General features: G+C 60.4%; 10 protein-coding genes and 5 pseudogenes. 5 read left to right on the top strand and 10 right to left on the bottom strand.

What is annotated here, in order from left to right:
- Positions 1-184: 184 nt before the first annotated feature.
- Positions 185-394, bottom strand: a pseudogene (locus NKH12_RS07990) (bifunctional hydroxymethylpyrimidine kinase/phosphomethylpyrimidine kinase); the annotation flags it as partial.
- A 14-nt stretch (positions 395-408) separates the two neighbouring features.
- Entirely contained in the window at positions 409-1,569 is a 1,161-nt protein-coding gene (locus NKH12_RS07985) for a porin (RefSeq protein ID WP_352902370.1), read from the bottom strand.
- Between the two features lie 1,045 nt (positions 1,570-2,614).
- On the opposite strand from NKH12_RS07985, the gene hemN reads away from it, so the two are divergent.
- Entirely contained in the window at positions 2,615-3,955 is a 1,341-nt protein-coding gene (hemN, locus tag NKH12_RS07980) for an oxygen-independent coproporphyrinogen III oxidase (protein WP_352874854.1), read from the top strand.
- 200 nt (positions 3,956-4,155) lie between these two features.
- Here the strand turns inward: hemN and NKH12_RS07975 are convergent.
- Positions 4,156-4,497 (bottom strand): annotated as a pseudogene (locus NKH12_RS07975) (PIN domain-containing protein); the annotation flags it as partial.
- Entirely contained in the window at positions 4,494-4,838 is a 345-nt protein-coding gene (locus NKH12_RS07970) for a hypothetical protein (RefSeq protein WP_352952611.1), read from the bottom strand. The gene NKH12_RS07970 and the pseudogene NKH12_RS07975, both read right to left, overlap by 4 nt.
- 380 nt (positions 4,839-5,218) lie before the next feature.
- On the opposite strand from NKH12_RS07970, the gene NKH12_RS07965 reads away from it, so the two are divergent.
- Together NKH12_RS07965 and NKH12_RS07960 are read left to right on the top strand one after the other, a co-directional pair.
- Positions 5,219-5,905 (top strand): isopentenyl transferase family protein, encoded by a 687-nt coding sequence (locus tag NKH12_RS07965; RefSeq protein WP_352874850.1) that lies wholly within the window; start codon positions 5,219-5,221, stop codon positions 5,903-5,905.
- Positions 5,906-6,475: 570 nt separating this feature from the next.
- Positions 6,476-6,775: pseudogene (locus tag NKH12_RS07960) on the top strand (transposase); the annotation flags it as partial.
- Positions 6,776-6,848: 73 nt separating this feature from the next.
- On the opposite strand, the gene NKH12_RS07955 reads toward NKH12_RS07960, so the two are convergent.
- Complete coding sequence (locus NKH12_RS07955) at positions 6,849-7,811, bottom strand: NUDIX hydrolase (RefSeq protein ID WP_352952610.1); 963 nt, start codon at positions 7,809-7,811, stop codon at positions 6,849-6,851.
- 147 nt (positions 7,812-7,958) lie between these two features.
- On the opposite strand from NKH12_RS07955, the pseudogene NKH12_RS07950 reads away from it, so the two are divergent.
- Both NKH12_RS07950 and NKH12_RS07945 read left to right on the top strand, forming a co-directional pair.
- Positions 7,959-8,175 (top strand): annotated as a pseudogene (locus NKH12_RS07950) (3-methyl-2-oxobutanoate hydroxymethyltransferase); the annotation flags it as partial.
- A gap of 420 nt (positions 8,176-8,595) precedes the next feature.
- Positions 8,596-9,054, top strand: a complete 459-nt coding sequence (locus NKH12_RS07945) for a cold-shock protein (protein ID WP_352952609.1) — start codon at positions 8,596-8,598, stop codon at positions 9,052-9,054.
- Here NKH12_RS07945 and NKH12_RS07940 read toward each other — a convergent pair.
- The 5 genes and pseudogenes from NKH12_RS07940 to NKH12_RS07920 form a co-directional block, all read right to left on the bottom strand.
- Positions 9,029-9,578 (bottom strand): annotated as a pseudogene (locus NKH12_RS07940) (ABC transporter transmembrane domain-containing protein); the annotation flags it as partial. The gene NKH12_RS07945 and the pseudogene NKH12_RS07940 overlap by 26 nt on opposite strands.
- A 32-nt stretch (positions 9,579-9,610) precedes the next feature.
- Entirely contained in the window at positions 9,611-11,266 is a 1,656-nt protein-coding gene (locus tag NKH12_RS07935; RefSeq protein WP_352952608.1) for an MFS transporter, read from the bottom strand.
- 1,585 nt (positions 11,267-12,851) lie between these two features.
- The gene (locus tag NKH12_RS07930; RefSeq protein ID WP_352952607.1) at positions 12,852-13,934 is read right to left on the bottom strand and encodes an HPP family protein; all 1,083 of its coding nucleotides are present in this window, start codon (positions 13,932-13,934) and stop codon (positions 12,852-12,854) included.
- Positions 13,935-14,908: 974 nt separating this feature from the next.
- A complete protein-coding gene (locus NKH12_RS07925; protein WP_352711326.1) occupies positions 14,909-15,058 on the bottom strand; it encodes a hypothetical protein in 150 nt (49 codons plus the stop codon).
- A gap of 309 nt (positions 15,059-15,367) precedes the next feature.
- The coding region (locus tag NKH12_RS07920) for a TCP-1/cpn60 chaperonin family protein (RefSeq protein WP_352952606.1) at positions 15,368-15,985 on the bottom strand (618 nt) is incomplete at its 5' end.

The raw sequence follows: 15,985 nt of genomic DNA, 5'->3' as shown, positions 1-15,985 counted from the left end.
CGCAAGGGCTCGGGGCGAGCCTAGAGCCTGGCCCTCCGAAGCGCTTCGAAGGAGGACGCGCCTCTTTGAAAAACTCGCCCGTTGTGCATCGTGGGTACCCGTAGACGCGAATTCTCGCTCCTTACCTCTCCCTCCCGCCACGATCATCACGGCCGCGCCCGCGCTCACTACGCCGCGACGCCCGTGAGATCGCCGCACGCATCTGATCGGCCACCAGACCGGGTTGCAGATGAAGGATGTCCGTGACGCTGTCGTGTGTTTGCACCGTCACCGCAGTGACGGCAAGGCAGCTGCGCACGCCCATGGAGGAGAGCGTCTCGATATCGCGCGCGATTCCGGCACCCCCACTGGAGTCCGATCCGCCGACGACAAGTACATGCGATGCCTGCCTCAGCGCCCTTTCATCCGTTAGAATGAGCGTTCGAAACGCAGGATTCCGCCGACACTGCTCTTCTTGTTGGCGTTGGTCCAATTCATGTTGGAAGCGCCGTCCACCTTGCCGACGGCGAAGTTACCGTATCGGCCATAGTCGAGTTCCGCCGTAACTGTGAAATCTGGAAGAAACGCATAGGCGACGTTTGCAGCGACACCATGGTTCTTGAGCTGATCACCGGAGAGCTGAAGGTTGAACGAAGTTGTCTCGTTGAGCTTGTAAGTGGCGCCAGCCCAGAAAGCCCAGTTCCCGCCCCAACTCTTATAGAAGCCGCGACCATGAGCGTCGATGGCGTTCGTGGAGTCGTCGTTGAGCTTGCCGTTGGAACCGTAGCCGAGCATTCCGAACAGCAACAGTTCGTTGGTGACATTGATGTCGACACGGACCTTGGCGGCCACCGATTCGTAGTTGCTATCATAAGCGGCAACGCCGGTGATCGCGCCCCAGCCATGTGTGTATTTCAAGCCGCCGACTACGTGCGGTGCGTAGCTGTCGATTGTGCCGACCACGCCCGAGCCTTCCTCGAGCGAAACCACGGCCGAAAAGCCGTTCCCGGCGTCGAAGTAGTACTGAACCACATTGGTATCGAAAGCGCCGTACGGAACCGGCGTCTGGTTGAGTACGTCACCCGCGCCGCCAATAAACATGTCGAAGGCCGACCAGTCCTTACCAACTCGGAGGCCACCAAGCTGAATCCAGGCGAGAGTCAAGGTGCTGTCTCCGTTGAAGGCATAGGACCGAGAACTGTCCGAAACCGAAGTGTGGCGGTTGCCGAAGTTCATGCGGGTTTCGGTGTAGGTCTTCAACGTGCCGAGTTCGGTCTCCTGGCCGGTCCAAGTTTTCAATGTGAAGCGCGTGTTGTTTTGCCATGTGCCCTGATGCTCACCAGTCCTCACATCCGAGGTTCTTGCGTGATCAACCAATCCGACATGGCCCAAGCCGACGTCGTAACGGACATAGCCGCCGATGCGCACGCAGGTCTCAGTGCCTGAAATGTAGACGTAGCCCGACCCGTAGACGTCGCAGACTTTAACGTACTCAGTCGGGTCAGGCTCGGCAACGGCGGTCACGGCGCGAGCGTCGGAAACGGCAATCAGTGCCGCAGTTGAGCCGAGGAGGAGGCTCCTAATGTTCATTGTTGATCTCCGTTCAAAGAGTAAAAGGAATGGACGTCAGTGATGAACTCTTGCTAAGGAAACAGTCGATAACGATGCGCATTGAGTTGAATTTGAGCAGTTTTGATGCGCTCGTCACGCCGGATATTCATCAGAAATTGAGAATATTATTGGGTGTTATTGTTACAAATATGCCATTGTTATTACAAATATAATAATCGCCGAAACGACGCCATCCAACATTTCTGTACAAATCATCCCCGTCATCTCCGCTAGTTGTGGGCGGGCCGTCACAAAGGCTTCTACTGCAAATGACGTGCCATCCTGACGACGCAGCTGCGGCTTGAAGCTCAAGTGTGCCGGCGGACCTTGGTTCGCTCTTCCTTCCTTTTTGCCTTGCGGATCAACCCAAGCACGAACGGCAAACGTTTCGGCTACGGTTCGTCTGTTCGCTTCGCGACAGTTTCGTTCAATGGCGACAGCTTTGTTTGCTGTGAGCCCCGACGTTGAGACATCATGCGGCGGCACCGCTCGGTACGACGCCGTCATTTTGGCGAGCGCGATGATCGGTAATCACGCGCTGACGCGCAGCCTTGCCTCCACCACGGAGTCAGTAGGCGCGCCGGCCTTGGCATTGCGGCCGACCTGACGGTCGCGTCGAGCAGCCTCTCGTCCTGATAGACGGCGCGCCACAGCTAATGCTTCTTGCCAGCAATTCACACAACGAGCTCATCGAGATGCCAGAGATCACTATGGGGCTGCGCTAGCTGGCGAGCAAAGTCTGGTCCCAACGCCGTGTTATCTCGTTGGATGCGGCAGCCGCGCTCAGCAGAATCTACTCGACCAGGCGCAGGCTGAAGGGAAGGGATGGTGGAACCAAACGGTGCGCGTGAGGGTCGCGGCGGGAACAGCCATGGCCAGTCGCTGACCGTCCAGCCAAGACTGAACGGCCGCTATTGCTGAGAAATACAAGTTTCGAGCCCAAAGCGGAACGGACTGACATAGCGCAAAGACACAGGCGAGCGCAGCGGTAAGGTTGGCGGTTATCAGCATGGGACGGTAACTGTTGCAGACCACAAAATATCGCGAGGCCGGCCTGCCTTGGTACACTATCTATCCGACTGTGTCAGAGTTCTCTGGGGCGGTCGGCGCCGAGGCTTATGAGGAATGGCTCAGGAACCTGCCGGCTGACGATCCGGTGTCGCTCTATTTCCACGTTCCGTTCTGCCGATCAGCTTGCTGGTATTGTGGCTTCCCCACCACCATCACCCGCCATGATGCGCCGATCCTCAACTATCTGGCGGCCCTGCGTGACGAGATCCGTTTGGTCTCGGAGCGAGCGCCGCAGACGCTGCCCGTGAGCGACATGCATTTCGGCGGCGGAACGCCGTCTCTCATAGGACCAGCCGAGTTCCTGGCTCTGATGGAGTTCCTGCGACGCCGCTTCGCTCTCACGAAAACAGCTACGGTTGCCGTCGAGATTGATCCGCGCACGTTCACGGCCGAGATGGCCGAGGCCTTAGGAGCAGCCGGCGTGAACCGTGTGAGTCTCGGCGTGCAGAGCTTCGATCCCATTGTTCAAAAAGCAATCAACCGGGTTCAGAGTGAGGCGCAGACGTCGGCTGCCGTGGAAATGCTGCGCCGGCATGGAGTAAGCCGCATCAACTTCGACCTCATCTTCGGTCTCCCGCATCAAACGGTGCAGTCCTGCGTCGAGACCGCGAGGGCGGCGGTCGCAATGCGCCCCGACCGGCTTGCGGTGTTCGGCTATGCGCACATCCCGTCGCTTATAAAGAATCAGCGCCTCATCGAGGAGGCAGTTCTTCCGGGCAGCGCTGCCCGCGCCGAACAGTATGCGGCCGTGGCCGCGACGCTGATTGCCGCCGGCTACCGCGAGATCGGACTCGACCATTTCGCCTTGCCGGACGACGAGCTCGCGCTGGCACAGAAAACGGGTCGCCTGCGGCGTAACTCGCTGGGCTACTCGGCCACCACCTGCAGAACCCTGATCGGTTTCGGCGCGTCGGCTATCGGCCGCGTCGGCGAGGGGTACGTCCAAAACGAAGTTACACGGGATTCCTACATCCAGCACATCGCAGCTGGCCGTCTGGCGACGTCAAAGGGCTATCGCCTCACCGACGACGACCGCGTGCGAGCCGCAATTATCGAGCGACTAATGTGCGATCTCGAGGCCGATGTGCAGGCAATCTGTGCCTCCCACGGATCTGATCCGATCCGTCTTCTCGATTCAGCTGAACGCTTGGCGATGCTGGCCGAGGACGGGATAGTGGACTTCGAAAACGGTTTTGTCCGCGTACGGCGGGAGCATCGCTTTGTAATTCGCGCTGTCGCTGCCGCGTTCGATGCTTTTCTCGATCGGGATGGCCGTAAGCATAGCCACAGGTGAGGGCAAGCATCCAACCAGAAGCTAAACTCGACGCCCTTGGCCGATGCGAAAAGCAGAGCTGATCCGCCTATTTCATCTCATCTTCAATGACATCGACCTCGTGGCTGCCACCGAGGCGTTTCCATATTGATCGTGGTAGGTGCGGGGCATCTGGGTGTTTCGCCGTCAGCGCATGAATATCCCCGCCATGTGATGGGTCAGGAAATCGCGGTGGCTGCAATCAGCCCGTCCATCGATGACAGACCGCGGCCACGCCGCTTCGCGAGGCCCGTCAGGTCGCCCCAGGCCAGGGCAACCAGTTCGTCCACGGGCAGGACTCTCGGCTCGAAGCGCTGCGGCAGGTCCCGGGCGAGCCATCCGGCCAGTGCGTCACGTTTCCGACCTTTGTCCATGAGGGCAGCGCCGCGCCGCATCTCGGCGATCGACACAACGCTGATAAATGAGCGGTCTTCATCGAGCCCGTCCATCCATTCCAGCACGCGCGCGTCAGGGCTCGGCCTCGTCACCTCGGAGAGGCCATTAGTGTCGAGCAAGAGCCTCACAATGGCAGACCATGCGGTTCATCGCGTAGCCGCTCGATGTCCAGTTCGGCGATGCGCAGCGAGTGCCCAAAAAACAGCAGCCAGCTCCCCTTCCGGAAGATCGGAGCGGACGCCACGCAAAAAGCGCCAAATCCTTGGCGCCGGCGGTCTGTGTGTTTGCGCGCTGGCGGCTTTGGTGTACTCCTGTGCCGTTTCGACGAGGCTTCCAGCCGGACCGGCAGGGGAGGAGGCTTTGGCGGCGCGGCCGGCACACGGCCCACCTCGAAGACGAGATCGACGATGTCGGGCAGATCCTCGGTCGCCTCACAAATCGGTGAGGTCGTCGGGACACCGTCTTCCACTTTTGTTGATCAGCCGCCTTCCTGGCCATGTTCCGAGACAATAAGGCGCCCGTGCGCCGCCGCCTCGATTAACCCAAGACGCGCAAGGATCTTTTGCCGGAGACAACGAGGTCACCATCCTGCGGTGCCGCGTTGCGTCACAGTCGGCATGAGATGTGCAAAGTGGACCGTCGTCAAACGTCAAACAGAGGCGTTGGTGACTGGACTGAACGATCAGAACGGGCTGCTTGCGCCCTTTCGGACTTCACAAAGTTCGAAAATGGCGTCGTTTCAGGGCATAATCGCCGCTTGTCAAAATGTTTGCGACAAGTCCGGTGAAAGCCTACCGAGGATCTTGTGCTTGGGGGGCGGTTAGTTCCGATAAACTAAGCGGCATACACATGCTAATCTATTTGATTTACGGGCCGACCTGCAGCGGCAAAACAGACGCGGCAATCCAAATTGCACGAGAGACCGGATGGCCGGTCATTGCGCTGGATCGTGTACAATGCTGTCCTCAAATCGCCACCGGCAGCGGGCGTCCCTCGGATTCCGAACTGCAATCTACCCAGCGGATCTACTTGGATTCGCGCCCGCTAACCGCGGGCATCATCGACGCCGAGACCGCCCATCGTAAGCTGATAATGCAAGTGGATGAGCGTAGTTCCCAGCCGGGGCTCATCCTCGAAGGCGGTTCGATCTCCCTTCTCAATTTAATGGCGCGAAGTCAGCATTGGGATGGCGCTTTTCGGTGGCATGTAAGGCGGTTGCGGCTCGGCAACTCGGACGCCTTTCTGGAGAGAGCCAAGCGTCGGGTCACAGACATGTTTGTCACAAGAGAAGGACAACCTTCATTGCTGCAGGAACTTGCGGATCAGTGGAAGGAAGATGCAGTCCGTCCCATTTTGGAAGACGTTGACGGATATCGTTGCGCCATTCATTTTGCGAGAGAGCACAGCTTGGCAATCAGCGAAATGCCGTGCCTTCGCAAAGAGCTCCAACAAGATCTTGTAGAGGCGATTGCGAGAGAATATCTCGAATATGCGCGTTGGCAAGAACGCGACTTTCCAGAATGGCAAACTGAGTGAGCAAGCCTCCCCGGACCTCGCCTGCGATGCGGGCACGGTAGCTCCTGAGAATTGCGCTAAGTGGTTTGCTGAAGCAAGCTAGTGCCAGGCGACATTAGGTCCGTGTGGCAGCGGAAGGATTGCTTTCGCCACGGTGACTGCGGAGGAGGCGACATGGCTGCACTGCTCATTTCAGGCATGGGACGGAATGTACCGATGACAAAGTGCTGCGCGCTTCGTAGCGACCGCTACCGTGGCTGACTCGCGAACTACTATCCGCCAGCCCAGTCTGTGGCGTCGTCTCGGCTTTCATCGCCACCGCCTTCGCCCAGGAAACGCCCGAGGCCGCAAGCGTCGCCGTGGCAGTGCGGCACCCGGCAAGATGGGTGGTCATCGGCCCTATCTGATCGACGGGGAGCACCGTGCTTTCGTCCTGGGCGAGGTTGAGCGAGATGCCAACATGACGCTTCATCAATTGACGGCGGCACTGGCTGAACGTGGTCTCCTGCGAGCGTCGGTCGCTTCCTGCACCGCGAGGGCAAGAGCTTCAAAAAAACCGTTCTGCCGGCCGAGCAGCTCAAGCCAAAGCTGATGCGCGGGCGTGCGCAATGGATGCGCTATCAGACCCGCATTGACCCTACGCGCCTGGTCTCCCTGGATGAAACATGGGTCAAGACCAACATGGCGCCGTTGCGCGGCTGGGGTGTGCGCGGCAAGCGGCTGATGGCCCACGCACCATATGGCCATTGGAAGACGATGACCTTCATCACCGCGCTGCGGCATGATCGGGTGGAGGCGCCTTGGGTCATTGACGGACCCATCAATACGCAGGCCTTTCGCGTCTATGTCGAAACCGAACTCAACAAAACACTGAAGCCGGGCGACATCGTCATTCTCGACAATCCCGGTTCTCACAAGGGCCAAGCCGTCCGCGACATCGTCAGGGCTGCTGGCGCAAGGCGGGTCAAGCCCGCGAGAGCGGCAATTTTGTTCCGGCTATCACCCTCTCGTCGAGAACGGCGTGACGGAAGCGATAAAGTTGCGCCGGCCGGCCGCCGGTTTGCGCGGTTGTCTCACCGGTCTCCTCGACCAGCTCCTGCTGCTCGATCAGCCGGCGAAAGTTCGGCTTACGCACGAGCCTGCCGGCAAGCGCCTCTACGGTGCGCTGCAGCTGCAAAAGCGTGAAGACCGGCGGCATCAGTTCGAATACGACCGGCCGGTATTTGATCTTGGAGCGCAGCCGCGCAATGCCGGTCGCCAGGATGCGACGATGATCGGCGATCATCGATCTGCCCGACACCGAGGTGGGCGCAGCGGAATGTCCGGCGCGTATTGCTTCCTCCACCAGGGCGGCTTCGTAGAGCAGCTCATAACGTTGAAGCGCGAGTTCCTCGTTCCAATGGCGGTCGTCAAAGCCGAAGGCGATCGCCGCCCGCCGTCGTCGGTCGAGGCGTGTCGTACCGTCGTCAGTGCCATCCGCCCATTCCATCAGGCGCGGCCGCAATTCGTCCAACACGACCGCCGGTGTGCCGGAGCGGTGATCCTCCCACGGGAAATAGTCGTACCAGCTTCCCCAGTGTCGCCCGGCCGGGTCGCCAGCTTCGTCTTGGTGGGTGAGCGCCAGATAGCTGATAGAGACCACGCGGTCGTCAGCGCCAACCCTGTCGCGATCGGCGAAGGTGTAGAGCTGTTCGATATAGCCGAGCGGCTGGCCGGTCTGTTGTTCCACCCATCCCCTGAGGCCCGACTGCAGCGAACGGTGAGCAAGCTCGAACGGGCCGGAGGGCAGGGCGTTTGCCTGCGGGATGGTCAGAACGCAGGGGGCGCTGCTGTCCATGGCGACCACAACGGCGATCAAGTCCGCATTGACGTCGTTGGCCTTGCCTCCAGCTCCGCCTTTCCTAATCCCTTTTGCGCGATCGTCCATGGTCCCCGACGTCGTTGAGCAGAGCCCTGCCGCGTAGGCGGCTGAACCGATTGAATTCCGTTTTTGTCTGATAATTGTCGGCGCGTCAACACCACCCGTCGTGGCGATTTTAGCTCTTCGCAGCTGCACAAAAAGTGCCAACGCGACATCCGTGCTTGGGGAAGGAGGCCCATTGAGTGCGCCGATTCAAAGCTCGTCGATCGACATTGCGACGTTGTTCTCGTCGGCGACAGCGCGGCATGGTTCTCGACGGCTTGGCGTCGACGCTGGGCGTGACGCTGGAGATGATGATCATGCACGGTCAGGCCTGCCCCGTGGCCTGGAGCCGGCGCAAATGGTCGTCGACCCGCCGTTCGGTTCCTTTTGAAGAAACCCGGAGCAGGCTTTCCGCAATGCCTGATAAAGCCCTTCCAGTGCGCCCGCGCCAGCATCATCGCACTCTCGCTCCAACACAACCTATGCGAGTCAGTAAATCGACTCGCCGGCACTATTGTTTCAGGGGAAATGAATCTAGTTTCAAAGGGTTCGGCCGATAGGCCGGGCACAGCTGCGGTCTTCACGGCCTTTTTGACATAAACGCGTCGCCCGATTGAGATTATCTTGACGGTAGCGCAGTGCGCCATCCATGCCAGTCGAGATGATCATGGGCAAATAGCGAGACCATCGCGAGCCACGCCGGCATCGCTATGACGATGACCCCGTTTCCTTTTCGGAACGGACTTCCGAGCCAAGCTATTTTCAGCGCCCGCCGACCGTGACGGCAGATCCTGTCGATGCGGAGGTATTGTGGTTCACAGTCAGCAAGGGTTTTGGCTTCGTCAAACTGTCGGACGGCACGGAGGCCTATCTGCACGTGCGAGTGTTAGAGGCGGCCGGAAGCCGGGATGTTGCCGCGGGAACGCCTCTCAAGATCACGGTCGAAAAAAGTCCAAAAGGTCATCAAGTCGCGCAGGTGCTGGAGATCGGCGATCACCGCGCGAAAACTCCGTCACATACGCGCGTCGCTGGAGGGACCTTCGTTGAAACCGGTGCGCAGATGGAGAGCGGGGGCACGGTCAAGTGGTACAAACCCGAAAAGGGCTTCGGCTTCATTGCTCCTGACAACGGTGAGAAGGACGTCTTCGTTCATGCCAGCGCCCTGACGCGCTCAGGGCTCAGCGTGCTGGTAGCGGGACAGAAGGTGTTTGTCGAATGCGGGCAAGGCAAGAAAGGCTGGGAAGTCCGGAGCATTCGCCTTGCCTAGACGGCGAGGCATTGCTCGCCTCGAAGGAGATGCCGGAGAGCGTCGGGCGGCCGCCCGCGCCCGCGTAGCAGAAACCGACATTGTCGAAGCGCAGCACGCCGTCGGTGACGACGAGATCCCTGGCGCCCGCCGCGTCCTCGATGTCAAGTTCGGCGTCGAGCAACTCGAACAGCCGCGTGCCGCAGGTCGAGGCGCGCGCGAACGAGTTGACCATCAATCCGAGCTGGCGCACCGGCATCTGCAGAATGGTCATGAAGGTGAGCAACAGGGCCAGCGTGCCGACGCTGATTTGACCTGCGATCACTTTCTGGCCACCGAACCAGAGCACCAGGCCCATGGCGGTCAGGAACGAGAAATTCATGGCGCTGGTGTTGCCGACACGGATGTCGACGCGCTCATTGGCGAGATCAAGGCGCGTCCTGCTTGGCGCGGTCGAACTTTTCCAGCTCGTGCGGCTGCGCGGCGAAGGCACGCACGACACGGATGCCGCCGAGATTCTCATCCATCACCCGGATCTTTAACGATCGCTGATGCCCAGATATGGGAAGGTCAGGCTTCAATGACGGGGAAGGTGAAGGATTGACTGGTCGGGTTTCCGGGCCGAGCTTGTCGGCCGCTCAATCGAAAGCGTCATTTGAGGCGCTTCTTCTCCCGCGTGTAACTGGAAGACACGCTCGTCCAGTTCCTTGTCTACTTCCGTGAGACGATGATTGAGCCGAAGGTAGTCGGTCCAGGTCGGCGTGCGGAACGTTTCTGTCCACTGCATAGGCTTCTGAAGGTTGCGCTGGAGCGTCCAGTTCCGAGCACCGACGCGGCTGTGTACATGACGCCGCTGCCGCATGAGGTCGAGGAAGGCCTCGACACTTCTCTCGGCTATCAGATATTCGATCTTGACCACGATCGGGCCGCTTCTCGGCTTCAAACTGAGAGCGACAGCTGGGGCGTCGAATTCCTCCAAAGGATCGGGCTCGGACTCACGGCGCTCGCGAAGAGGAAACAGAACGCCGGCTGCAGCGACGATCAGAAGGGCTACCGCGGAACCCTCGAGCGCCCAGGTCAGCGAATGGTTCTGGGAAACCGTGCCCCATACCCAGCTGCCGACCGCGATGCCGCCGTCTATCAATGCGTAGTAGATCGAGATTGTGCGACCCACGACCCAGCGCGGGCTCGCCAGCTGCACGCTCACGCCAACCCCCGACCAGGCGGTGACCCAACCGGCGCCGCCCAGGGCGAGTGCAATTGCCGCCACAGCGATCGAAGAGGTCAGAGCCAGGGAGAGGGAGCACGCCGCGCAGGCGAGGCAGGAGAGCCTCATCAGCCTTTCTTGCGACAAGCTCCGTCTGAACAGGCTGTTGGAGAGGCCGGCGAAGACGGCACCGGTCCCGAAGCCAGCCATGAGCGCGCCATAGGCGAGCGGACCTCCTCCCAGCTGGTCGCGGACAACCACCGGCAGCAGCGCGAGTATGGCGATGCTCGCCAAGCCAAAGAGGGTTCCGCGTGCGATCGCCGCTTTGATTTCCGATGACATCGCCGTGAAGCGCAGTCCGTCGTAGATCGCCGTCCTCATCGACTCGCGTGGAAGAGGGGACGAGCGAACCTTCCACTTGCAGCGCCATATGGTGGCCAAGGGTACCAAATAGGTGAGGGTGGTCACGGTAAAAGCGGCCAAAAGCCCGAAGGAGGCAACCACGATGCCGCCGAGCGCCGGGCCCACGGTCCGTACGGTGTTGAAGCCAACGGAAAGCAGGGTAACGGCAGCGGGAACATCGCGCCGGTCCACCATATCGCCAACCGACGCCTGCCAGGCGGGATCGTTGAGAGCGCCGCCGCATGCGATTAAAAAGCTGAAGCCGAGAATCATCCATGGGTCGAGAAAGCCCAGCGCTACAACAGCGGTCAGCATCGCAGATGCTATCACCATAAGGCAGCGGCCCGCGAACATAACCCTGCGACGGCTGAAATTGTCAGCGAGAACCCCGGCGAACACGGACAAAATGAAAGCGGGCAGGTTCGATGAAGCCTGCACCAGCGCAACCATCAGATCGGAAGTCGAGATGGTAGCCATCAGCCAACTGATGGCAACAGTCTGCATCAACCAGCCGAGGCTCGAGACTTGCGTGGCGAGCCAGATCGAACGAAAGGTGGGCTGCAAAAGTGGCGCAAAGGTCGTTGGTGCAGCCAAATCTTCGTTTAATCCAGCCACCCTACTCATTTTGCCAACCTTTGCTTTGCGTTATTGCCGTTTCCCATGTAATCTAGGCTGAACCGTGGCGGCTAGAAGAATAGAGAGAAACTGTTTGCCTTGCGGCACAGGTCCTCGTGATTAAGGGTTGCGGCCGAGACGCATGCCCGAGCCGGCTCACCCCGCCTTCGAAGACATCACGGGGTGGAGCCCGGATTCTTGCTTGTCGTTGACGCAGCATGCTTCATCAACGGGCACTTTGCCGAGCGATGCCTTTTCGCGAAACGCGACGATGTTCTTTCGTCGGAAACTCTCTCCAACGGCGTTCGATGCGCTGAGTCTGGCTTGGGGCGAGGTGAGGGCTTGCAGATCTTAGACAGTATTGATTCCTGATAAACGCAGACGGTTGCCGGGCCGCGATCGAAGAGGCGCGCGCCTTGCTGCTTCAGCTTGAACAAAAGTCTGACGCGCTCACACATGCCATCGACGACTTTCTGCTCGATCTGATGAGGCTGGCTTTCATTGTTGAATGTTATGGACACGGCTTTGAACTTTTGGCGCGAACGCTTGCCCGTAGAAGACTGGCAAAGGTCAGGCTTTTGTCGGGGCGGTGGACTCCGCCAGGGGAGAAATGACACCCAAAGCCGGATGGCTGACGCGACGGTCGCCCCGCGTTCCGCACAGTGACGAAGGTAACGGTACGGCTCTTCGGCAGATGGCGCATCCTCATGGTAGCGTCTGGCCGTTCCCTCTGATGCCTCGGCCTCCCACACCTATCCGAACAGGCCCGATCATGGAGGGTCCTCGAAGTGGGCATGAGGGCGATAGGCCGCGTGGTTGGGGTACCAAGCGTAGGCGCGGTATTGGGCTGGAAATTGGCGACGCGCGACGAAGAAGTCCGAGATCAACTCGTGCAATGGCAATTCCTAACACCGTGGACGTGTTGGAGCAGCCTCATCCTCCTAGTCAGGAACGTCATCAAGGTTATAGGATTGATGCGCGGCGAACCCTCGGAACTCAGGATCATGTTGACATCGCTGTTCGACAGAGCCGACTTCGCGCAAGGAAGTCACATCGTTTCGGAATTGCTTATCGCATGGTCTATCGTCGGCCTAGTCAAACCCTTGGCGCGGCGAGGAAGCGGCGGTCGTCGGCGTGATGCATGACGGGAGTCGGCGGCGTCTCACCATAGGCGAAATGCAGGAACCAAAGGAAAGGACCACCTGCATGGAATTGCGAACCGCGTCCTCGGCGTCTGAGCCGCGACCCTTGTCAACGATCACTCAACCCGCGACGTAGAGCTTCAACCCAGCCTTGGACACGCGAACCGCGCTACCATCGTTGCAGAGGAGCCGTCCACCAGATGGTTGCCCTTGTAGTCCGCACGCCTTTGGTCGACATAGCGGACTGGCTCTGGCCACCGGCAAGGTTGAAGAGTGTTCCGTTGTTGCAGTCGTACTTGGCCCACGTGAACCAGATGCCTGAGCACGCGGTCGCGTTTCAGGGTTGATCTACTCGTAAAAAGGAATTGTCTTAGGCGGAAGGCCGCACTTAATACCGCTATCCTATTGGCGCCCCATCGGGTTCCCGGATTGAGCAAGTCCGGATCACTATTTTATGCCGCTGCCAGCGTTGTGTCGGCCATGTGCACGCGCGCTGCCGCTGCCAGCAGGTCGGTCTGGGTGATCAGCCCAATAATGCGTCGCTCGGTATCGACGATGACCACGGCATGGCTGCGGCCGTCGGTGAGCACCGGCAGCAGACTCATCGCCGGCGTATCGGGAGAGGCGGTGCTAGCCTTCGACATCACAGCCCTCACCGTGTCGGTCGCCTTCGTCAGCTCGCGCAGGCCAACTACACCGACCAGCCCGCCCTCGGCGTCGGTCACCGGCAGCGTCCGGATGTTGTGATCGAGCAGCAAATGCCGCGCCTGGTCGGCAGGCGCATGTTCATCGACCGAAATCACATCGCGCGACATGATGTCCTCGCACAGCAGGGTCCGGTGGGAGCGCACCATCGCCTGCAACTCGACCTGCCGTAGCAGCCGCTCAAGATCGTTGCGGTCGATATCGAAGGTTTCCTCCAGCGCGCCGAGCGCCGCATCGATATCCTCGGGCTGGAAGCCGACCCGCTCCCGCGCCGGCGGATCGATGGTTCCATGCGCGCTTTTAAGGGCGGGAGCCGCCACATGCGGATAGTTGCGCCGCGACAGTTTATGGATGCCGTAGCCGAGTGCGACCAGCACGATCGAGTTCAGCGCTACCGGAACGAAGGGAAACAGCAAGCCCGAGCTGAAGACGGCCGGTCCGCCGAACACCGCAGTTAAGGCGGCGGCGCCACCCGGCGGATGCAGGCAGCGCGTGAACGACATGGCGGCGATCGCCAGCGCCACCGCAATGCCGGTAGCAAGGACGGGTTCATGCACGAAATGCGCCACGATCACCCCGACCAGCGCCGAAATCGTATTGCCACCGATAATCGACCAAGGTTGCGCCAGCGGGCTTGAAGGCACGGCAAAGAGCAGCACGGCCGATGCTCCCATTGGAGCAACCAGCAGTGCGACATGTGGGCCAGACCCGTTCGCCAGCGCACTGATCACGCCAGTCAATGCGATGCCGATCATGGCCCCGATGCAGGCGAGCAGCCGCTCGCGCAGCGTTGCACCGGCAAGGATCGGAACAAAGAGACGAAACGCCATGGCATACCCTTGGGCGAGTGGTCGGAACTCCGCGCTCCGCAATGCAGGCAAAGCCACAGATTTGGAAGTTAAGCCAATTCGGAAAGTCGGCTCACGGGGGAAAACTTTTGCGCGAAGCGGCCATTGCCAAATGGGTGCAGACATTTTGATCAGCCAGAGGAGGCGGACGGCACGCTGATCCGCTCGAGCGCAGCTAGAGGCCAAGGGCTGCCGTGCCGCGGGCAGCCGGAAATGGGGATGGTCGGAGGTCGAGCTGGGATGGACACTAAGGAATTCAGAGGCTTCGAAAAGCGTGCTGACAATGTCGGCATGGCAAGACAAATCAGGCCCTTGTCGCTCCACTTCCGAGGCGAACTCCAGCGGAGTACGGCTTCTACGCGGTGCTTGGTCTGCCTGTCCTTGCCACCATCGGATTCGTTGGCTGCTGAAACGTCCACCAGTAGCCGCTGAGAAGACGACTGCCGCCAGTGCCGTCGTGGAACCGCTATATGACGGCGGCGTGGTTACAGAGCCGGCTCGTGTCGATCGGGCGGGGGAGCCTGATGTGACGTACATGGTCCAGAAAGTGGCCAATGAAGGTGCTGGCATCGTCAACGTGATTAGGTCACGTAATAGCGGTAACACAACCGCGACCACGAGCCTCTCAGGCGTTCGATAAGGCGGGAAAATCCGATCGCCGGACCAAGCGCGATTCCGCCACACTGCCACACACGAAACCGATCAGGTCACGTTCCAGGCTCGCCAGAAGATTGGAGCCGAGGCCACCTCGCTGAACTCTGCCATGCCGCGGGCCGCCACCTCTCCCAGCCGCGGTAGAAAACGTGGGTCAGCAGCGCCGGCATGGGCGAGCAACTCCCAAATCGCGAGCAGCGCCATCGACACCGCAAGCGGCCGCAGATGTCGGCCGATGAAGCGGAAGGCCGGCGGTGCGATGGAAGCGCCGTGCGACAGCCTATCCCGACCTGCAATCGTGATCAGGCTGATCGTGGGGTCTCCGGACGCCAGCGTTGCAGATAGTTTTCGGCAAGCGTGAGCAGGCCGTGGATCACCAATTCGGTCAGGCCGACCACGATCATGGCCGAAAGAACGAGTTCAAATTGAAAGAGCTGACGACCATAGGCCATCAGGTAATTGGAGCCCTTCGAACGATGCGATGAGTTCTACCGCAACCAGGGTCTGCCAGCCGTTGGCAAGGCCTTCTCGCAGCCCTGTAAAGATCTACGGCACGGCGGAAGGCAGCACGATCATCGTGAGTTTCGACCAGCGGCTGAACGAAAGGACACGGCCAGACCCGTCTCACGACGACGCCGTTGCGCTTCGCCGCCATCAGCTGGGTAGAGGACTTGCACCTCCAAGCTGTCGATCATGCTCGGCACACAAAAAAGGGCGGCATTGCTGCCGCCCTTTCCGCTGTAGGTTGATAGGGGGCTGGATTAGAAATCCATACCGCCCATGCCGCCCATGCCGCCGCCGCCCATGCCGCCAGGCATGCCGCCGCCAGCCGACTCCTTCTTCGGAGCCTCCGCGATCATGGCTTCGGTGGTGACCAGCAGGCCGGCGACCGAGGCCGCGTCCTGCAGAGCCGTACGCACAACCTTGACCGGATCGACGATACCCATGGCGATCATGTCGCCATATTCGCCGGTCTGGGCGTTGTAGCCGAAGGTCGCGCCCTTGTTCTCGAGGATCTTGCCGGCGACGATAGATGCTTCCGCACCGGCGTTGGCCGCGATCTGGCGGGCCGGAGCCTGCAGCGCGCGACGCACGATGCTGATGCCTGCGGTCTGGTCGGAGTTGGCGCCGACAGCCTTGATGCTCAGCGAAGCGCGCAGCAATGCGACGCCGCCGCCGGGAACGATGCCTTCTTCGACGGCCGCACGGGTCGCGTTGAGGGCGTCATCGACGCGGTCCTTCTTTTCCTTGACTTCCACTTCGGTCGCACCGCCGACGCGGATCACGGCAACGCCGCCCGCCAGCTTGGCGAGACGTTCCTGCAGCTTCTCCTTGTCGTAGTCCGAGGTGGTCTCCTCGATCTGCTGCTTGATCTGGGC

The organism is Mesorhizobium sp. M1322, assembly GCF_040318085.1.
Classification (GTDB): Bacteria; Pseudomonadota; Alphaproteobacteria; order Rhizobiales; family Rhizobiaceae; genus Mesorhizobium.
This window is presented reverse-complemented; position numbering and strand designations above follow the sequence as displayed.